General features: G+C 51.2%; 17 protein-coding genes. 8 read left to right on the top strand and 9 right to left on the bottom strand.

The genetic code is table 11. The features are described 5' to 3' along the window. Positions 1-54 precede the first annotated feature (54 nt). The 4 genes from ACYVH9_RS06265 to ACYVH9_RS06250 all read right to left on the bottom strand — a co-directional run bounded on the left by ACYVH9_RS06265 (position 55) and on the right by ACYVH9_RS06250 (position 4,367). The gene (locus ACYVH9_RS06265; protein ID WP_460635441.1) at positions 55-891 is read right to left on the bottom strand and encodes a sugar phosphate isomerase/epimerase family protein; all 837 of its coding nucleotides are present in this window, start codon (positions 889-891) and stop codon (positions 55-57) included. A 75-nt stretch (positions 892-966) separates the two neighbouring features. Continuing rightward, positions 967-1,368, bottom strand: a complete 402-nt coding sequence (locus ACYVH9_RS06260; RefSeq protein ID WP_460635440.1) for a c-type cytochrome — start codon at positions 1,366-1,368, stop codon at positions 967-969. A gap of 76 nt (positions 1,369-1,444) precedes the next feature. Next, positions 1,445-3,070 (bottom strand): hypothetical protein, encoded by a 1,626-nt coding sequence (locus ACYVH9_RS06255; RefSeq protein ID WP_460635439.1) that lies wholly within the window; start codon positions 3,068-3,070, stop codon positions 1,445-1,447. A 97-nt stretch (positions 3,071-3,167) separates the two neighbouring features. Further along, a complete protein-coding gene (locus ACYVH9_RS06250; protein ID WP_460635438.1) occupies positions 3,168-4,367 on the bottom strand; it encodes a hypothetical protein in 1,200 nt (399 codons plus the stop codon). A gap of 198 nt (positions 4,368-4,565) precedes the next feature. Here ACYVH9_RS06250 and ACYVH9_RS06245 point away from each other — a divergent pair, with 198 nt between their 5' ends. From ACYVH9_RS06245 to ACYVH9_RS06235, 3 genes are all read left to right on the top strand, one after another. After that, positions 4,566-5,285, top strand: coding sequence for a hypothetical protein (locus ACYVH9_RS06245; RefSeq protein WP_460635437.1), 720 nt, complete (start codon positions 4,566-4,568; stop codon positions 5,283-5,285). A 177-nt stretch (positions 5,286-5,462) separates the two neighbouring features. Next, the gene (locus ACYVH9_RS06240) at positions 5,463-7,241 is read left to right on the top strand and encodes a DUF885 domain-containing protein (protein WP_460635436.1); all 1,779 of its coding nucleotides are present in this window, start codon (positions 5,463-5,465) and stop codon (positions 7,239-7,241) included. 22 nt (positions 7,242-7,263) lie between these two features. Continuing rightward, positions 7,264-8,094 carry a CvfB family protein gene (locus tag ACYVH9_RS06235; RefSeq protein ID WP_460635435.1) on the top strand — a complete coding sequence of 277 codons (831 nt, stop codon included), beginning with the start codon at positions 7,264-7,266 and terminating at the stop codon, positions 8,092-8,094. Between the two features lie 6 nt (positions 8,095-8,100). On the opposite strand, the gene ACYVH9_RS06230 is transcribed toward ACYVH9_RS06235, so the two are convergent. After that, the gene (locus ACYVH9_RS06230; RefSeq protein WP_460635434.1) at positions 8,101-9,372 is read right to left on the bottom strand and encodes an Hsp70 family protein; all 1,272 of its coding nucleotides are present in this window, start codon (positions 9,370-9,372) and stop codon (positions 8,101-8,103) included. 1,105 nt (positions 9,373-10,477) lie between these two features. Here ACYVH9_RS06230 and ACYVH9_RS06225 point away from each other — a divergent pair. The 4 genes from ACYVH9_RS06225 (at position 10,478) to ACYVH9_RS06210 (ending at position 17,708) form a co-directional block, all read left to right on the top strand. Beyond that, on the top strand, positions 10,478-13,747 hold the full coding sequence (locus ACYVH9_RS06225) for a hypothetical protein (protein ID WP_460635433.1): 3,270 nt from the start codon (positions 10,478-10,480) through the stop codon (positions 13,745-13,747). 93 nt (positions 13,748-13,840) lie between these two features. Further along, on the top strand, positions 13,841-14,911 hold the full coding sequence (locus ACYVH9_RS06220; protein WP_460635432.1) for a T9SS type A sorting domain-containing protein: 1,071 nt from the start codon (positions 13,841-13,843) through the stop codon (positions 14,909-14,911). 190 nt (positions 14,912-15,101) lie between these two features. After that, positions 15,102-17,024: a polysaccharide biosynthesis protein gene (locus ACYVH9_RS06215; protein WP_460635431.1), complete on the top strand. Its 1,923-nt coding sequence runs from the start codon at positions 15,102-15,104 to the stop codon at positions 17,022-17,024. Between the two features lie 54 nt (positions 17,025-17,078). Further along, positions 17,079-17,708, top strand: coding sequence for a response regulator (locus ACYVH9_RS06210; RefSeq protein ID WP_460635430.1), 630 nt, complete (start codon positions 17,079-17,081; stop codon positions 17,706-17,708). 130 nt (positions 17,709-17,838) lie between these two features. Here ACYVH9_RS06210 and ACYVH9_RS06205 read toward each other — a convergent pair whose 3' ends face one another. Next, positions 17,839-18,477, bottom strand: a complete 639-nt coding sequence (locus ACYVH9_RS06205; protein ID WP_460635429.1) for an HAD hydrolase-like protein — start codon at positions 18,475-18,477, stop codon at positions 17,839-17,841. A gap of 158 nt (positions 18,478-18,635) precedes the next feature. Beyond that, positions 18,636-19,058 (bottom strand): DoxX family protein, encoded by a 423-nt coding sequence (locus ACYVH9_RS06200; protein WP_460635428.1) that lies wholly within the window; start codon positions 19,056-19,058, stop codon positions 18,636-18,638. Between the two features lie 123 nt (positions 19,059-19,181). On the opposite strand from ACYVH9_RS06200, the gene ACYVH9_RS06195 reads away from it, so the two are divergent. After that, complete coding sequence (locus tag ACYVH9_RS06195; protein ID WP_460635427.1) at positions 19,182-19,520, top strand: winged helix-turn-helix transcriptional regulator; 339 nt, start codon at positions 19,182-19,184, stop codon at positions 19,518-19,520. A 26-nt stretch (positions 19,521-19,546) separates the two neighbouring features. On the opposite strand, the gene ACYVH9_RS06190 is transcribed toward ACYVH9_RS06195, so the two are convergent. Both ACYVH9_RS06190 and ACYVH9_RS06185 read right to left on the bottom strand, forming a co-directional pair. Further along, on the bottom strand, positions 19,547-20,074 hold the full coding sequence (locus ACYVH9_RS06190; RefSeq protein WP_460635426.1) for a hypothetical protein: 528 nt from the start codon (positions 20,072-20,074) through the stop codon (positions 19,547-19,549). Positions 20,075-20,109: 35 nt separating this feature from the next. After that, positions 20,110-20,463: a PadR family transcriptional regulator gene (locus ACYVH9_RS06185; RefSeq protein ID WP_460635425.1), complete on the bottom strand. Its 354-nt coding sequence runs from the start codon at positions 20,461-20,463 to the stop codon at positions 20,110-20,112. Positions 20,464-20,660 lie beyond the last annotated feature (197 nt).

Here is a 20,660-nt window from a genome sequence, read left to right as displayed (position 1 = left end):
CATAAAAAAACCGTTGACCCTCAGGGTCAACGGTTTTTTTATGATGCAATAACTTTATTTCAGGCTACGCAGATAGGCCACACTTTCCGGCATCTGCTCCATAGAGCGCGACGATTCGTCTTCAATGAAATAGTGTTTGACGCCCGATTTGCGGGCCTGCTTCATAATTTCGGCAATTCCCAGATCGCCTTTGCCAATTGCTACATTAGACTCCACATCGACGTGACCGGTATTGTTGCCGGGCGTACCGGGTTTGCGATCTTTCAGGTGCATTAGTGGAAACCGTTTCGGATATTTTTTCAGCAGCGCAATGGGGTCCTGGCCGGGGTGTTTTACCCAAAACACGTCCATCTCGAAATTGCAGTATTGGGGCTCCAGAAATTCGACCATGTAGTCGAAGAACGTTCCCTCTTTATACGGCTGAAATTCGTAACCGTGAATGTGGTAGCAAAAGGAAATACCGTGATCGCGCAGGAGTTTGCCCGCCGTGTTGAACACGTCGGTAGCCTTCTTGGTATTTTCGATTGTGAACGTATCACCGTTGTGCGGTATCCAGGCACACATCACGTATTTGACGCCGAGTGCTTTGGCTTCTGCCAGTACTTTCGGTACATTCCGCTCCAGGTCTTCGAAAGACGCGCCGGTACTGATGGCTTTCAGGCCGTTTTTTTCGAGTAGCTTCCGAAATTCTGCAGGCTCCATGCCGTAGGTGCCAGCCACTTCTACTTCCCGAAAGCCCATTTCGCGGATTTTTGCCATAGTTCCGGCAATATCTTTCGGAAACTGCTCCCGAAAACTATACAACTGCAGGCCAACCGGTGATTTCGGCTGCGAGAAACCTGAAGAGACCAGGCTGAGTAGCAAAAAGATTGTACTAAAAAGTTTCTTCATGGGGTAGAGGATTAGCAGGATATGGATGGCGTAAACCGGTCGCCGGGACGTTTTTGGTTCGGAATTCGATTCAAGCTACTTAGCGGCCCGGACTTTCTTCACGTCCTCCGCCAAAATCGCGTCGGCTTTGTTGCCAAAACTGCTGCGGATGAAGGTCAGCACATCCGCAATCTCTTTGTCCGAGAGAAAATCGTGGGCGGGCATCACATTATCAAACGTTTCTCCATTGATTTCAATCGGCTCCTGCAACCCTTTCAGGATAACATTGATCAGCCGGGTTTTATCCCCCTGAACCCAATCGGTTTGTTTCAGTGGCGGGTATAGATTCGGAACACCGGATCCATCAACCTGGTGACAAGCCAAACAATATTGTTCATAAATCTGCGGTCCCAGCCCGGGCTTAGCGGCTGTTTTTCTGGTTTGGGCATAACCCGTTGCACTCAGAAAAACCAACCCTAATGCAATCACAATTCTCATAACGGCAAGTTGACTTTTTGTAAAGATACGTGGGAAGCCGCAAAGGACAAGAGGAAAAACGCGACCACCGGCCTTTTCACAACACCGCTTCCTTCACCTGCGTATCGAAAACGCCCGTCAGCACCTGCCCGTTCCGTTTCACCTGAACCCAGATTCGATAATGCCCCGCCCGCGGAAAGGCGTACGGAAATTCCACCATGTTAGTTACTTTCATTGCGTGAGACATGGTGGGCATTGCGGCCATCAACAGCTTATTTTTCTCGCCCTCCGGCAGTTGCTTCAGGTGACGGACGTACCGATCAACGCTGTCGCTGAACACGTGTGGATCGGGATACCGGAAACTCCGCGCCGTATCGGCAATCCGGTCAACCAAAAAGGATTCGGCGGCCATCGAGTACGTGCCCACCGGATGCAGATGAATGTAAACCGTTCCATCGGACCGGATGATGGCCGCGTGCCCACCCATGCCCAGATACGGTTCCAGTGGTGCGGGCTTCCCGGCCGGATCAGCCAGGGCAAATTTCAACAGATACGGTTTTCCGGCTTCGAGCATCTGCGCGGGTTTGTCGGTCCAGAGCATCGTGGACCCATCGCTCAGGTTGGAACTGGCCCCCGGAATACCGCACAGAACCATCTCATCGTCGAGGTGCGGCAATCCAACGGCATTCGCCTTAACGCCCATCGGCTCCGTCACCAGCCAGCTATCGTCCGGGTCAAGTTTTGCGCCATTCTGAAACGTCCGGTTTGGCGTACTCAGCTCAGGCAGGGATACCGTATCGGTCAGGGTTTCGGCAAAACCGTTGCGGTATACCACATCCGCATACAGTAAATATTTTCCGGCGGGTAGCTGGGGTAAACCAGCTTCAAAATGCGTTAGATCGCGCCGGTCGGGATGGAGGTGCGCAAACGCGTCGAGACCCGGCACCCGCGCCAGAAAAACGTGCATCAGTTTTCCATGGTCCGGTACCAGAAAATGCAGCCGTCGGCGTTTACTTTTGCTTTCCGCAAACCGGGATGTATCAAGCTGAATCACCATTCTGGCCGGGCTATCGGCGGTTTTAGCCACATTGACGTCGATAGGCAGCGGGGCATACAGCTGCTCGGTGCGGTATTCATCCGCCCAGCTGTTCCACCACGTCCGCCAGCCCGTCAGCCCCAGGCCCAGCAACATGGCGGCAACGCCCATGCCGACCCACCGTTTCCGGCGCAACGATTTCGGGGCGGGTTGCCCGGGTTTGAGTGTACCATCGGACAGGCTGGCGCCCACCGTGGTGATGAGCAGAAAAACGAGCAAAAGACCGAGGGCCGCCAGTCCAACGCCCGTTCCGGTTGGCATGGGTTCCATTTTGGTCGGCACCGAAACCACCGGAGCCACGAGGGTAGCTTTGCCATCCGGTCCGTCCAGCATCATTTCCACGCTGGACGACCCCGAATCCATCATCCAGACCACCCCTTCAAACCGGTTTTCGCCGATAGCCTGCAACTCATCATGTACCGGAGCGCCTTCATCGCCGGCGAAGAAATAAACCGGTCGCGCCTGAATGCGATCGACCCGGCCATTTTCCACAAAAACCGTTACTTTAGCCGTTCCCGGAATCACGTCTGGCGGCACCACGCTCACCAGAATCTGATACTTACCGGCCTGTTTTTGTACCATCACCCCCGGGCTGCCAATGTGGGCCAGGGCCAGGGCGGAATGCATCAATGATCCAATAAGCGAATATAAAAATAGCCTAACCTGAAAGCGTTTCATGATGATAAGTCGACTCGTGCTGGTAACTCCTATTAACTCTTCACTTCTAGCGTTGCACCCGTTTCATCCAGTTTCCCCACAACAGCCCTACCCGCGCTGACAGGATGGCACAAACCACGGCAATGCCGATTCCCTGCAAGAAAGCGGGCACGGATTCGAGCCAGTACGGGTGAAATTGGTAGCGGTACGGCCAGTTGGGGTCATTGTCGTAAGACATGGAATCGGCCAGAAAAAAACCGTTCCGGGCGTAGGGCGATGTTTGCAGAAATGCACCAAAAAACCACTGAACCACCACCAGAATCAGGACGAAGGTGGTACCGGTGAGAGCTGCCAGCAGCCAGTCGTTGAGTTTACCCTGACCAAAACGGTGCAGCAATTTATCCAGCGCAAACCCCGGGATAATCAGCAGCAGTGGAAATAAGAACGCCTGGTAGTGGGTAATGGGGTTCAGGACCGGCCCCAGCCGGGGCGTAGCCGGAAACAACGGCAAAATCCAGCTGGGAATCAACATGGTCAGCATATAAACACCCGCTGTAATCGTGATTGGAAACCGCAACGTCGAAGCCCGGCCAACCGCCAAGAGGTAAAACGGAAACGCAATGCCCATTGTAATGTACGACGAGGAATGGTGTGAAGCCCAGGGGCCCATCTTCTCCGACAGCATGGTAAATAAGATACTCAGCAATAATCCGGCTGCGATGGCAAACATCACCTTAAGCCGTCGGGCCTGCCGCTCATTTCCCAAAGCTGGTTGCGTGGCATACCGGTTTTGCAGGGCCAGTACCCCAATCATAGCCCCGAACTGAACCGTCATCATTCCTATGAGCAAAACCGTATGGGGCGGAGTCAGAATCTGAACATCCAGACCGTAGGTATTGTGCCACCAGTCGTCAAACGGTGCTGAAGTCAGCATGGCCAGGGCACCCCAAACGCAGTACATGGCACCCAGCGAGCCATAAAAAACGCGCCAAAACCGGACCGAATGGCTTCTTTCAGGGTTACGTTGGACGAGTGTCAGTTGTAAAATCTTAAAGCCGGAAAATAGCCCGGCCACAACCGCCCCGACGTACATCAGTAAATGCGGGGGAGCAAACAGCCCGTCACGGCCAATACTCATATGCCACATAATGTCCCAGAGTAGTCCCCAGACAATACAAAGCGACGAAAAGACGACGGCGTAGATATAGGTCGGTATTTTAACAGAATCGGCGGAGTTCGGAAAGGAACTCGAAAAGGTTGTTTGCATGAAGTATCTTTTGCGGAATAGTAGGTAAATATAGAAAGAAGGACCCGTTTGTGGGCCTTTTCCCCTATTCTGACCGGGCCGTAATTCTGCATGAATAAAAAACAGGATTCCCGGAGCACACAATCAAATTGTCCAAACGAAATCGAGGTCAGCGCGTTTGTAAGAAACAGCCATGTTACCACTTAATGACTCAACGCGATGAAAACTCGTAAAGTAAATTTCCGCCCGGCGGCTTTGGCGCTGGTTACCATGCTCTGGAGCACCGGCCTGCTGTCGGCCTATGGACAAACGACAACGGGTGGACAACCGGCCCCAACCGGCCAGACGCCGAACCCTACTCAACCGCCCGCCGGACGCGAGGTCCGGACCGAATCGGCCAGCCGCAGCAGCACAAACGTTGCCAATCAGGTGCTGATGCAGCCTTTGGCGAACCTGTTGAATCAGTTAAAAGCGACGAAACGAATTGGCGACCCGGACCACGACTACGCCGTCCTGCTCCGCATTCACGACCGAACAGCAGCCGAGCTGTTGCAACAAGGGCTCCGAAGCAGCAAAAGTCCGGCTTTAACAACGGCTCTACAGCGCATGATGGCGGAGCAGGAACGAGAAGTCAATGAACTGCGCAAAATAGCCATTCAAATCCGGTCGGGTGGGCCCAACCCGGAGTTTACGCAGCTCATCGACCAGAAGTTGCTGGCAATGGAACTGGATCTGAAGAACGAACTGAACGGACGCATGACCGGCGACGCCGACAAAGATTTCCTGACGGTACTCACGCAGCATCAGCAGGACAGTATTGATCTGACGGAAGCTTATCTTCCTTTTGCCAAAGATGCCTCCTTGAAAACCTACGCCCAGCAACTGCTCGAAAACCGCCGGCGGGATCAGGAAAAAATGCGGGCCATGATGAAGAACTAACCTGATCTACTTTCGCACCAACCGATGCTGACGGTTACCAGACACGATTTTGTCAACCAGCAAAAGAGATGGCCCGGGCTTTTGCTGGTCGACGGTTTTAGTCCGCCAACCGTTTTCAGGGTTTTCGACGGTTTCTTTCTACCTTTCCGGTCAAATCGTTGCTGCCGGAATCCAATGATGAAAAAAATACTAATTGCCGCTGTACTGACGGCTACCGTAATGGCTTGTAACAATCACGGGCAGGAAAATACTGCCACCAACGAAGCGTTTGCCAAAACCGTTGACGACTATTTTGAAGAACGCCTGAAACTGTTCCCGCTGGAAGCCACGTATCAGGGCGATCACCGGTACAATGATCAGCTTCCCAACAGCATTTCGCAGGAATTTCTCGATCAGACGAAGGCATTTTACTCCGCCCAACTCGAAAAACTGAAAGGCTTTGACCGTGAGAAGCTGACGGATGAAGATAAAATCTCGTACGATATTCTCAAACGCGAACTCGAACTGCAACTCGAATCGTTCAAATTTCACCTCGAGTACCTGCCGTTTTCGCAATTTGACGGGCTGACACTAACCTTCGGTCAGTTGGGCAGTGGAGCGGGCGCGCAACCGTTCAAAACCGTTAAGGATTACGACGACTGGCTCAAACGCGTTTCGGCCTTTCGGGTTTGGGGCGATACGGCGGTGGCTAACTTCCGGAAAGGGCTGGCTACCGGCATTGTCTGGCCCAAAAGTCTGGTGGTAAAAATGGTGCCGCAGATGACCGAACTGGTGGTAACCGACCCGACCAAAAGCCTCTTTTATGGCCCGATCAACAACTTACCAAAAGACTTTAGCGAAGCCGACAAAAACCGGCTGACGACGGCCTACCAAAAAGCCATCCTGGAGGAAATCGTACCGACGTATAAGAAGCTGGGTGATTTTCTACAAAACGAGTACCTGCCCAAAGCCCGCACGACCTCGGGCATCGACGCAATTCCGCAGGGCGCGGAGATTTACGATTACCTGGTTCGGACCTGGACCACTACCGACAAAAAACCGGAGGAAATCTACCAGACCGGCCTGAAAGAAGTAGCCCGGATTCGGAGCGAGATGGAAAAAGTAAAAACCCAGGTCGGCTTTACCGGAACGCTGGCCCAGTTCTTTACGCATCTCAAAACCGATCCAAAGCTTTACCCTTACAAACAACCTAAAGAAGTGCTGGCGGCTTTTAATGCGATTCTGGCCAAAATCGAGCCGCATTTGCAGACGATGTTCACCAAAACGCCAAAATCGAAGTTTGAAATCCGCCAAACGGAGAAGTTCCGTGAAGCATCGGCCAGTGCGGAATACAACCCGGCTTCGGCCGACGGGAGCCGCCCTGGCATTTTCTACGTACCGATTCCGGATGCCACCAAGTTTAACGTTACGTCCGGTATGGAGTCGCTCTTTCTGCACGAAGCCATTCCGGGCCATCACTACCAGATCTCGTTGCAGCAGGAAGACACCAGCCTGCCCAAGTTCCGACGGTTTGCGTGGTATGGTGCTTACGGCGAAGGCTGGGCGCTGTATTGTGAGTCGCTGGGCAAAGAACTGGGTTTATACACCGATCCATACCAATACATGGGGGCGCTGAACGACGAGATTCACCGCGCCATTCGGCTCGTGGTGGACGTTGGCCTGCATACGAAGCAAATGACCCGCGAACAGGCGATCCAGTACATGATGGAAAACGAGCCCATTGCGGAAGAGGGTGCCGTGGCCGAAATTGAGCGGTACATGGCCATTCCCGGTCAGGCGTTGTCGTACAAAATCGGAGCGCTGAAAATCCGGGAGCTCCGCGCCCAATACGAACAACAGCTGGGTGGCAAATTTCAGCTGGCTGCTTTTCACGATGAATTCCTGAAAGATGGTTGTATGCCACTGGACGTGCTGGAACGTAAAATGGATACCTGGGCAACGCAGCAGGCTAAGTAACCATCCACCCATCAAAAACAACATGATATACATTGGCAAAATAAATACGCTCCAGGCGCTCCGGGAAACCAGCGTAGGGGTTTTTCTGGGTGACGAAGACGGCACCGACATTTTGTTGCCTAATAAGTACGTTCCCCAAACGCTGCGCGTCGGTGATTCCATCGATGTGTTTGTGTACACCGACTCGGAAGACCGCCTGATTGCCACTACGCTAACGCCCAGGATCAAGCGCAACGAGTTTGCCCGCTTGCAGGCGGTTTCGGTGACGCGCGTGGGGGCGTTTCTGGATTGGGGCCTGGAAAAAGACTTGCTGGTGCCCTACCGGGAGCAAAGCCGCCCAATGGAAGCAGGGCGCTGGTATGTAGTGTACCTGTACCTCGACCACGAAACCGACCGGCTGGTAGCCTCCAGTCGCCTAAACCGCTTTCTGGACTCGGGTAAACCGAATCTGGAAGAAGGCCAGGAGGTGTCGTTGCTCGCCTACGAGTCAACCGATCTGGGTATTAACGTGATCATCAACAACCGCTATAAGGGCCTGGTGTACGCCAACGAGGTTTTCCAGCGTGTCTACCCGGGCGACCAGCTGACGGGCTACATCAAACAAATCCGGGAAGACGACCGGATCGATGTCAGCTTACAAAAGCCGGGCTATGAAAACGTGGAACCCAGTGCCCAGCGGATTCTGACGGTTCTGGAACAACAGCGTGGTTTTTTGCCCCTGCACGATAAAAGCGATCCGGATGAGATTTACCAAACGCTGGAAATGAGTAAGAAAACGTTCAAAAAAGCCGTGGGCACGCTGTTCAGGGAGCGCAAGATCGTGATTAAGGACGACGGTATTTACCGGGTTTGAACGGTTTTACGAACGCGCTCCCCGCCCAAACTTGTTCCGGCTGTCGTAGGCCAATCCCAATCCGACACTGGAAAGCTTGTTCTCGTCAGCGATGGCTGCGTTTATGAATAACCGTTTGAACTCGGCCTGCACCAGCGGCACTTCGGTAGAGCCGCCGGTGAGAATAACGAGCTCAATGTCTTCGTTGCGTACGCCCGCATCCTGCAGGCATTGCAAAGCGGAGGTCGAAATTTTATGAACTTCGCCCCGAATCGCGGTTTCGAACACAGCCCGTTGGATGGGAATGTAAAAATCCGGTTCGATGAAATCAAATGACGTATGATAGGTAGCGTGATCAGTCAGCGCAATCTTGGCACTTTCGGCAGCAGCCAGTAGCGAGTGCCCGGTTTCGTTTTCCAATACGTTCAACAGACGTTTAAACCGCGGTTTATCGTGCGACTGGTGCAGCAATTGCCGAAGTTGCGTGATCAGTTTGGGCGTATACAGAAAATTGACCTTGCTCCATTCGGCCAGATCGTGAAACGGTTTCAGCGGCACTTCCAGACGTTTATCCCCGTACGTGCTGCGGTAGCCTAACTCCGGCATGATGGCTGCCAGGGTCAAATCCTTGTCAAAGTCATTGCCGCCAACCCGGATGCCAGTATTGGCCAGAATATCCGACGAACGGTCCGCTTTGTAGACCGACTGGCTGGATAGCCGGATCACCGTAAAGTCGGAGGTTCCTCCGCCCAGGTCAGCCACCAGCGCCAACTTTTCGCCCGTCAGCCGGGCTTCGTGAGCAAAAGCCGCAGCAATGGGTTCGAATTGAAAATCAATGTATTTGAACCCAATCTGTTGCGCAATAGCTCTTAATTCAGCCTCGGCCCGGGCATCCGACTCGGGCGATTGATCCACAAAATGTACCGGACGTCCCAGCACCACCTGTTCGATGTCCTGCCCAACGGCAACATCCGCCTTTTCTTTCAGCGTTTTCAGGAACGAAGCAATAATTTTGGCAAAGTTCATTACCGTGCCGTTCACAACGGTTCCCTGCGCCATGAGCGAAGTTCCCAGCACTCGTTTTAAACTCCGCATAAAACGACCGGGCTGCCGATCCAAAAACTGGTCAATGGCGGTCCGGCCATAGAACGTCTTGTTATCGGCCCGCCGAAAAAAAATAGCGCTGGGAATGGTCACGTGGGCGTTTTCAACCGGAACAAGGTCGACGGTCATGCCGTTATCAGTTGCGATACTGGAGTTGGAAGTACCAAAATCGATGCCGCACGAAGGAGCTGTCATGGCTGTTGTGTCTGGATAAAAGGGGGGCAAAGTTACGCTTTACCGGCTTATTTCCCTTTTCCAACCAAAAAATACGCACGATACTAATCAAATAACCGTATTTGGCGTGGTCTTTGCGATGGCCCTCGTTCATCATTTCAGCGTAGATTAGCCGCGTATTCGTTACGTTACTGCGATTAACAATAGACTAAACACGCATTTATATCCTTGATAATAAATAAATATTAAACATAAGTTATATGAAACTTTAATTCCAAAGAATAAAACATACTATTCTGCACAATTAGAACATACTACCCATTCAGTAAGTAAGCCTATTTTTATAAAAACAGCATTTTTTTGGCAAACTTTTTGCTAAGTAACCATTATTACTAATCTATTAACCAGTTTAATTTATTCAGTACTATACTGGTTATTATCAAGTGATATACCGTATAATAAACAGACAACAAAAAGACATTGTAAAATTTGACATTCAGTTAAAAACAGTGTAAAGTTGCCCGTACAAACACTCTGTCAAACCTTTTACTCAACCAGTGTATGAAAATCACTTTTTATTCAACCTCTGGAATGGTCTTAGAACCGTTCTCCCGGTCCAGCACACGCTGACCGGTTTTCAGCTCTGTTTAATAGGCCAAATCCTCTAGTGGCCTCTTAGCAGCATCACATCAATATGCTGACTATCATTTAATTACGGAGTAAAAATTATCTTTTACACCTTCGAGTAGGAAACGACAGAATTAGGACGTCATTCCATTGATACCCTGACGCTGTACTCGCATTTAAAATTTACAGATCTGCGCTCAAAGCATTGCTGGCCGTGGTGTTTTCCCTCCAAAAAGCACTGATACAGCCACAATACCTTTTAGCACTATTATCAGACATTTGTTTCACTCGAATCTGCATCTTGCCCGAAAGACTCCTCTTCTTTTAAGCAAGTTGCTGGTTGTAATCTATGCCTTATAAACACGGTTTAGAGCAAAATTAACTTTTAAGACACGGTTTTAATCGTCTTTGATATAGCCTTAAAAAAAGGCTAACCGGTATCACTTTGCCTAAACATTTCGAATTAAGGAAATCAAATTTTTATTTAAACAGATTGGCTATGGCTCCACTTTACTCTTTAACCGAGCGAATTAAGTGCGTACTGCCCCGACAATATCGACACATCTACTTGTTATTTCTGATCACCGCCTTTGTGACAGGCAACATCCTGTCGGCGCGTGCTCAATCGTGCTACGCTCCTATTTCGGGCCCGGGCGTAGAAGTAACTGCATTTTCCAGTACGACCATTTGCGTAAACTCGCTCTGCCTGGGAAACAGTTATACTGAACTGCAACGGGTGGTTGACAACAGCCTTGAAACGTACGCGAACGCAGGCGCGATTATCAGTGCATTGGGCACAACGCTAAATGCCCAAGGCATCAGTGTCCGAAACAACTCCGTTGATTATCCTGCAAACCACGTAACGGGTTTTGTGCTCTCCCGAGCCGGCGTCACAAACCTATCGGTCCTGAACGACCTCACAATGAAGACCTACCTCAACGGGGCGCCTACCAGTCAGGCCGCGGTGCAGGTCGGCGCGTTGCTTTCGGGGGCGCTGCTGGGCAGTGAAGAAAAACTTTATGCCACTTTTATTGCCACTCAGCCCTTCGACGAAATACGACTGAATACCAGCACCTTGAACGCAACCGTTTTGGGCAACTTGCGGGTATACGGTGCGGTTGCTTTTCCGCAAAATTGTAATCTGGAAAACAATGCCGTCTGCGATGATTACATCAACGGGATTGGTACGGAAGTGATTTACAACGGTGCGTTTACCTGCGCAGCTTGCTCATTAACTGACCAAAATCGACTGGTTGATAGCGATAAAAATAATTATGCCCTCCTGACACCCACGGCGGGTGTGCTTTCCACTGTATCGGCTGGCGTTCTGGACACGCGAAATTACTATCCCGCCGGGAGCCGGGCCGGTTTTATCATTTCGCCCAACAACGCTAATACCATATTGAGCGCGAGTGTTCTCAATACCATCACGATTGAGACCTATTTATACGGTGTCAAGAAAGAAGAACGAACCTTGAGCAGCACCGGCACTAATTTATTGGGCCTTTCTTTACTAAGAGGCAGCGGAAGTATTCTGAAGCAAAAGCTAGGATTCGTAACCTCACAAGATTTCAACGAAGTCCGGCTGCGAATTAATCAACCGGCTAATGTCAATGTCGGTTCAATTCGGGTGTATGGTGCATTCGAAGAACCGGCGAACTGTACCAACTGCGAGACCCTACTCAATGAAAATGGTACTGGCAAATACAAATGGTCGCTGGTAACAGGGGATCAATGGACCGGACTCTACGGCACTTTAGCTTTATTCTCAGCTTTGGAGAATCCGGAACGGGTTGTTAACACCACGACGAACGATTATGCTACCTACAACACGGGTGTATCGGTCGGGGCTGGCGCCCGTGTAACCGTTGCCAATGATGGCACAACTTTTCCATCTACCTCCTTTGTGGCGTTTCGAATTTCGAAAGAAAATAGCCTGATTGACGCTGATTTACTCAACAGTATAACCATTCGTGCTTATAACGGCACTACGCTGGTAGGCACTTCAGATGCCAATACACTGCTCGACCTAACCTTGATATCGGGTTCCACCAATCGCACAACCGTTGGTTTTTATCCGCCCGGCAATTTCAACCGTTTGCAAATCAGTATCGGTAGTGTTGCCGGTTTATTGGGTGAATACCGCATTCATGATGTCTACATTGTCGAAGATACCGATGGGGATGGTGTTCCTGACTGCAATGATTCTTGCGTAACGGGAGGCAGTGCGCTCGATTTTGACGGAGACGGGTTGACCGACGACTGCGATCCGGATGATGACAACGATGGCATTCCCGATACCGTTGAAAACCCAAGTGGGGATCCGAACCGCGATACCGATGGTGATGGCAATCCGGACCTGCGCGACCTGGACAGCGATAATGACGGCATCCTGGATTCGGTTGAAAGAGGGCCAGACGGCAATAACCCGATCAATAGCGATTCGGACAGCAAACCAGACTACATTGATCTGGACAGCGACAACGACGGCATCAATGACGTTATCGAAGGCGGTGGCGTCGATACCGACAACAACGGCAGAGCCGATGGCTCGGTCGATTCCCGCACCGGTGTTCCGGCCACGGCTGGTAACGGTTTGATCCCACCGAACACGGATGGCGATGGCAATCCGGACTACCGCGATCTAGACAGCGATGGCGACGGTATTTTTGACTTGTACGAAAGTGGTATCACCAACCCGGGGTCGCTCGATAGCAACAAAGACGGCGTTGTGGATGCCGCCGACGGTGGTGATAACGACGGTATTCCGCAAACTGTTGATGGCGCTCCGGATTCATTTGGCGATGCCAACAGTCCGGCTCTCCCGAACACGGACGGCGATCCGGTGCCAAACTACCGCGATCTGGACAGTGACAACGACGGTATTCCCGACGCGGTTGAACGGGGCCCGGACGGCACGAATCCAACCCAAAGCGACCCAGACGGTATTCCGGATTACATGGATCTGGACAGCGACAATGACGGCATCAACGACGTGGTTGAAGCGGGCGGAACCGATGCCGACAACAACGGTATTGCCGATGGGCCACCCGCCGATGGATCAAACGGTATTCCGACCTCAGCCGGAAACGGGCTAACCCCAGGCGACGCCGACAACGATGGCACCCCAAACTACCGCGATCTGGACAGTGACAACGACGGTGTCAAAGACTTGTACGAAAGCGGTATTCCGAACCCGGGCTCGCTGGATGCCAATAACGATGGCGTTGTGGATGCGGCCGATGGCGACGATCGGGATGGTATTCCGCAAACCGTTGACGGAGCCCCCAACACCTACGGCGACTCCAACAGTCCCCCGCTGCCCGATACGGACAACGATGGCAACCCGGATTATACCGATCCTGGTGTGGATTTATACCCGACCTTGTCCATGCCCGACCGGTTGTATCCTGCCACTGGCGGCACGAAAAACCTCACGTTAAATGTGTTCAACCTGACGGCTGGTTCAGTCACCGACGGGACAATAACGGTTCGGATTACCAAACCCACTGCAGCCTATACCATTGCCCTTACCGGCAGCGCTGGCGATGAGTGGACCCTTTCCTCCGACCAATTCTCGTTTACGTTGACGTCGAAACCGGGGGTAACCATCAACGGAGGCTCCTCCAAACCAATTACCATGTCGTTGACCATAGCCAGCACGGCAGCCAAAGGAACAGCCAACCTGAACTTCAGCATCGTAGCCGGTTCAGGGGGCGAAACCAATAGTTCCAACAACGTTGCCTCAGCGGTTATAACCAACGAATAAAAATCTGACTCCCCGGGTGGGCTACCGAATCTGTCCACCCGGGGAAATTAAACCTTCATAACGGGGATACTAACATTACTAACAAAACAGGCTATGAAACGAATCTATGTACTTCTACTGGCGCTTTCAGCCCTCTTTTGGGGAAAAGATGCGATTGCCCAACCACCCACTGCAAACGCATCTACAAATATTCAAGTCATAACGCTCAATAGTGATCCCAATACATTTGCTGGCCCCAATCATCCCGGGGTTGTTCGGGTTGTATTCGAAAACCTGGAAGGAAGCGCTACTATTCCGATTGGTTCGATGCGAGTGGTTGTTACCCTGAACAGTTTTGTCAACTACGTATCACCCGGAACCCTCAATAATTTTGCCGTCGAAAGCTCAGGGCCAACGTTTGTAACCTTGGTCAATAATGCGGCTCTTCCTCCAGGATTCTCCGAATTAAACCTTAATGTAGTCGCTGTTTCTCAGACCGTAACCGATGTGGTAATTACAGCGGATATCGAAGTTGTGAATCCGTTAGTAATCCAGGAAATTACCCCTGGCAATAATGCATCCGAGGTTGAAACCTCCGTCGGTCCTTCCGCCCTGCCCGTAACGCTGGCCTACTTTGGGGCCAAAGCCGCGAATAAACATGCCGTGCTGGACTGGACTACCTCGTCCGAGAAAAACAACGCATTTTTTGAAGTGCAGCATTCCACCAACGCCCGCGATTTTCAGGTGCTGGGCAAAGTCGCTGGCCACGGTACCACGTTCGAAACCCAGAAATACCAGTTTACGCACGAATACCCGGATCCTTCGGTTGTTCACTACTACCGGCTGCGGCAGGTGGATGTCGATGGCAAGTTTGAATACAGCCCGGTTCGCTCGCTGACGTTCGAAAGCTACATTGGTATTGAACTCAAACTGGCGACCAACCCGGCCATCGGCGGAACGATCAAAGCCTTCGTTGACTACGGCGACGAAAATCTTTCCAATCAGGCCAACCTGGTTTTATACGATATCATGGGTCGAACCGTCAGCAAACAAAGCCTGCAACTGCAAAAAGGACGAAACAGCGCCACATTCCAGGGATTATCCCTTGGCTCCGGGCTGTATCTGCTCTCGTTACAGAATCCGTCGCTGTTGCAGCCCAAGCTGGTCAAAGTTGCAGTTCAGTAATCGGCGGAACGGATCGATTCACTAGCCCTGTACGAGTCTCCATCTACTGAAGTTTACGAACTGCGGTATTGGGCCGGTTAGTGCCAAAAAACGGCCACGCACCTCTGGCGGGGCTTTCAGAAACCGGAATTACAGGGTTTTTTATCCTCAATCTGTCGTAGCCTATCACTCATTATAAGATTAAGAAGTGATGATCGAGAACTATTTAAAAACTCACTCGAACCGCATCGTATCCAGCTACTTTGTGCTGTTGGCAGATGTCTTTATCTCCATCAGTTCATTCACGATTGCGTACCTGCTGCGGTTTAATTTCGAAGTAGCGGCTTCCCACAGCACCTACTTCCTTTTCTGCCTTAGCACAACGGTCGGCATCCGGGCGTTGTTCTTTGTTCTGTTCCGTTCACACCAGGGAATTATTCGGCACACCAGCCTGGAAGATATTTTACTGTTGGTCTACGCCGTTACGGTGAGCAGCGTCGTTACCGCCGTTGGTACGTACCTGGGTTGGCAAACCGGCTATAACGTTTATTATGTACCGGTATCCATTCTTATGATTGATTACTGCTGCTGTCTGGTAGCGTTATCGCTCAGCCGTTTTCTGGTAAAAGCCTTTTACTGGCACCTTCGCTCAATTGCCCGGGGCACGCCCCCGCAGCCCATTTTGATTTACGGAGCGGGCAAAACCGGGTTGCTCACCCGCAACGCCCTGGCGCAGGACCCGACGCAACGGTATTTGATTCTTGCCTTCATCGACGACAATCCGTACAAAATCAATAAAGTGATTCAGGGACTGCCCGTGGTATCGCGGCAGGAAGCTTACCAGCGCTATATCCGCAAACAAACGATAACGCCCCAGATTCTGCTGGCAATGGGCGCCATCAGCCCTAAGAAAAAAACCGAAATCACCGATTTCTTTCTGCAATACCATGTTTCGGTCAAAACCATCCCAACCGTTGAACAATGGATTGATGGTCGCCTGAATTCGTTTCAGATCCGGGACATTCGGATCGAAGATTTGCTCGGGCGGTCGCCCATTCAGCTGGAAAACAAAGCCATTCGTCAGCAACTGAGCGCACAGGTGGTGATGGTAACGGGAGCAGCCGGCTCGATTGGGGGCGAACTGATCCGCCAGGTGCTGCGCCACCGCCCCGATACCGTCGTGCTGGTTGATCAGGCCGAATCAGCCTTGTTCGATCTGGAGTTCAAGTTGCGCCGGGAGTACAAAACCATCATGAGCCGGGTCAAGGTGGTCGTCAAAATTGCCGATATCTCCGACGAGTTTCGGATGCGGCACATCTTCCGCGAAATCCGCCCGACCGTGGTTTTCCACGCGGCAGCCTACAAACACGTTCCGCTGATGGAAGAACATCCGTACGAAGCGGTACGGGTTAACGTGCTGGGCACCCAGATCGTTGCCGACCTGTCGCTGAAGTTCGGCGTTAAAACGTTCGTAATGATTTCGACCGACAAAGCCGTTAATCCCACCAACGTGATGGGAGCCACCAAGCGGTTGGCCGAAATGTACGTTCAGAGTCTGAACCACCCCGATCCGGCCCTGCGACAGACGCGGTTCATTGCCACACGATTTGGTAACGTCCTGGGTTCCAACGGCTCCGTTGTGACGGTTTTCCAGCAACAGATTCAGTCAGGTGGTCCCGTAACCGTAACCCACCCGGACATCATCCGGTATTTCATGACCATTCCGGAAGCCTGTCAGCTGGTCCTCGAAGCCGGTGGCATGGGCAAGGGCGGGGAAGTTTTTGTGTTCGACATGGGCGATCCGGTCAAAATTGTGGAACTCGCCCGAAAGATGATTCACCTCTCCGGTTATGCGGTCGACAAAGACATTCGGATCGAATACACGGGACTTCGGCCGGGTGAGAAACTGTACGAAGAACTCCTGAACGACAACGAAAACACGCTGCCAACTCACCACCCCAAAATCATGATTGCGCAGGTGGTGGCCCCCGATGCGGAGGAAATGCGGGAAACCGTGCAGCAGTTGCGCCATCTGATGCTCAATGGCACGGATAAACAGCTGGTTGCCACCATCAAACGCCTGATCCCCGAATACATCAGCAACAATTCGATTTATACCGCGCTGGATTACTGATACCGCGCCGAATGTCATCCCGAATACCCTTTGCAAGCTATAACCAGGAAAACCATGTATAAGATCTTATTGGTAGACGACCACTCCATTGTACGTTCCGGCATACGTTTGCTCCTAAAAGAACAATATGGCGCCATTCAGGTCGATGAAGCCAAAAACGGCAGCACGGCTTTCAGCAAAATCATGGACAACTCGTATCACCTCGTGATTATGGACATCAATATGCCCAACACGGATACGTTCAGTCTACTCCAGAACATCCGGGCGATGGTGCCGGAACTTCCCATTATGATTTTTACGATCATGACCGAATACGCGTTTGCCAAACGGTATTTGCAACTGGGCATCAAAGGGTACATCAGCAAACAGGCCGAAGACGCCGAAATCTTGAAAACTGTTCACACCATTTTATACGGTAAAACCGTCGTGTGTCCGGAATTGATGGAGCAGATGGCCGACGACAACCACTTTAACAAGGAAAAGGATCCGTTCGGCCTGCTGTCGAACCGTGAACTGGAGATTGCTTATCATCTGGTCAAAGGCAAATCAGTCAGCCACATTGCTGATACCCTGAACATTCATACATCAACCGTTGGCACGCACAAAGCCCGGATTTTCAACAAACTAAAAGTAGACAACGTGGTCGTGATGAAAGACCTGGCCACGTATTACCGGCTTATTTGATCGCTGTCAGAGTAGATGGGCACATTCATGTTCCCATCTACTCTCTGTCTCCCTTCTCTGGCTCCCTCCGGTCAGCTGCAATGCGTTGGTACCGCAGCGGTTGTGCTGACCAGGAGCCGGGAACCTGACGTTAAGCCTCTGTCTCCAAAACCGCTCGTACAATATCATCGACGGTTTCAAACAACGCAATGCCTGCATAAGCCGCCAGCGCATCGGCCCGTGTGTATCCCCAACTTACGGCCCCAAACGGAATCGCTTCGGCCCGGGCTGCCTCTATATCCCGAATCTCGTCGCCAATACAGAGCGTCTCTGCGATTTTACAACCGCTCTTTTTCATCACCTTCCGAAACTTCGCCTGTTTACCAAAAATAGAGGTGCCACAGCCAAAGTGAGCAATCAGCGCAGCGTTTTCCGGGCCCAGCACCCGGCGAATGTTCGTTTCCGAATTGGAGCTGACAATGGCCAGCTGAACACCTTGGATCGCCAACCGTTTCAGCACATCGGAAATACCGTCGAATAAACGAATCTGATCAATGTCGCGGGTCATCATGTTGATGAACGTGTTGGCAACAAACGGAATTTTCCAGGCTGGCATTCCGGCCAGTTTCATCATCTGGCGGACATTCATGCCGCGCAGGTCTTCCACCTGATCGGGTTCCACTTTCTTAAAACGGTACAATTCCGCCAGCACGTTCAGCGTCTTCAGAAAGTACGGAAACGAGTCGGCCAGGGTGCCATCAAAATCAAAAATAACCAGTTTATAACGCATCAGTTCAGGCCCAATCTCAGCTTATATCCGTTCTATTCTTCGAAGACTGGACTGTAATTTTAGCCTTAATTTACAACGTAAATCTGGATGCCTGTTCTGGGCAGCGATGGAGTCGGCAAAAATCGATTCAGAATCGGCGAGTCAATAGCAAGATAGGCTCACGCCATAACGGTTTTGGGCAATATCGGGACTTTTTTCCATCGGCCCCAGGCGACGAAAGCAGCCAGGGCAGCAAACGCAATATTCACCCCTATACTTGATGCTTCTCCCCGCACGATGTGGAAAACACTGGCGAAGATCATCAACACAATAGCCCCCATAGCTGCCACCGGCGTCAGCACGGGCTTAATGCGAAGCAACGAAGGAATCACCAATCCGAGGGCTCCCAGTAAATCCATGAATCCGGTAAATTTTGTAAGGGCAACCGGCACCTGAGCGGTCCAGGGCCACATAAGCGCTAGCTGATCAATGGGTTGAAACAATTTCATCCAGGCCGCCCAGCCAAAAGACAACGCCAAAATAAGTTGAGTACTCCAGAGAATCAGATGAAGACTGTGCGAAGATTTTTGCCCGTTTGCCATTTTAACGTGTTGTTTTATGAATGGCTCAAAAGTATGTATGTTTGCTTTCCAAAAGACAGCACTATCCCGCCGGATAGCGCTATCCGGCGGGATAGTATCGGAAAACAAAAAAGCTAAAACGGGATGCTGACAGGCGAAGGATGCCCTAAAAATATGCTCTCCATCCGGGATGCGCTGGAAACCCTGGAGGGAAAATGGAAACTACTGATTTTGTTTGCTCTGTCGTCGGGCCCCAAACGGTTTAAGCAAATCGCTAAAGAGGTCAGCGGTATTACCGACAAAACACTCTCTAAGGAGTTAAAAGCCCTGGAAATGAACCAACTAATAACAAGATCAGTCTATGACACGTTTCCACCAACCGTGGAATATTCCATCACCACGCACGGAATGTCGCTCGAAAAAATCATCGAAGAGCTCCACGTTTGGGGACTGACGCACCGCAAAAAAATTATGGAACAATAACCGGGTTGGCCCAAAACCGTTCGGTTTTATGGACCCACAATGCGGTATTTCTGCTGAATGCGCTGCCGAATGCAGGTTCCAACGGCGTAGGAAAAACTCAGTAAACCTACCATCCAGACACCTCCCCATACACTCAGATACGACCATTTACCAGCGTTAAAGCTGGTCAGAAGTGACATCATCATCATGACCATCCCAACGGTCATCAGCAAGGCCGTTAGCAGCGAGTTACGGTATTCCTGCCGCAAATCGTACGCACCGTAGGATTTGTTCCGAAACTGAAAAACAATATCGTCAAGATCCGCCTGCTGGAGTTGTTTCTCCGACATGGTCAGCTCAATCTGGTACGTTTTGCGAAGCTGCTTGACGGCCTTGGGATTAGCCTCGAGCTGTACTTTCTCCAGAGCCGCTTCAAATGGAAGACCGATCCACATGTAATGCTCCACCTCACACGCCAGGTGATCGAGCAATTCTTCGAACAAGGCTTCATCGGTGCCGTTCCAGAGCAGATGATCGCATAATGCCTCGATTTGTTGCGGGCTGAGCCTCTCCATATTTTTAGCGGTTTAGAAGTTGGTCATTCGGGCAGTTACTGTCCCAGCGACAAAGCGGGGGCTGGCTGGAGAAGATGCTTCATCACTTCAACAAACCGTTCAAAATCAGAAACTTTCTGAATGGCCGTCTCGTTGCCACGCGGTGTCAGCGTGTAATACTTACGCAAGCGGCCGTCGACTTCCACCGATTCCGTGATCAGGAGGCCTTCCTGCTGCAACTTGTGTAAAACCGGATACAATGCGCCAAACGTCAGGATCACTTCGCCCCGCGTCCGTTCTTTAACCGATTGCGTAATTTCATAACCGTACATCCGGCCCCGTTCGGTCAGCAGTTTTAACACGATAGTTTTGAGGGTGCCCCGCAAAAATTCGTTGCCTGATGGTTCCATTGGCTTAAAAAGCTAAAGTGTGAATGAATTTGTGCAGAGCAAATATATAAAAGTTTCCAATATATCAACTACAAAAAAGAAAACTTTCTCTCGAAAGTTTTCTTTTTTCAACCCCATCCATCGCGAAGGAATTAACTTTTGATAGCCTCAGATTGGAGCCGGGATTTTCAGCACGCCCAAACCCCCTCCTTCTTCTT

This window comes from Larkinella harenae, assembly GCF_054780515.1.
Note: the sequence above shows the minus strand (reverse complement) of the source record. Positions and strands in the feature narration are given on the sequence as shown.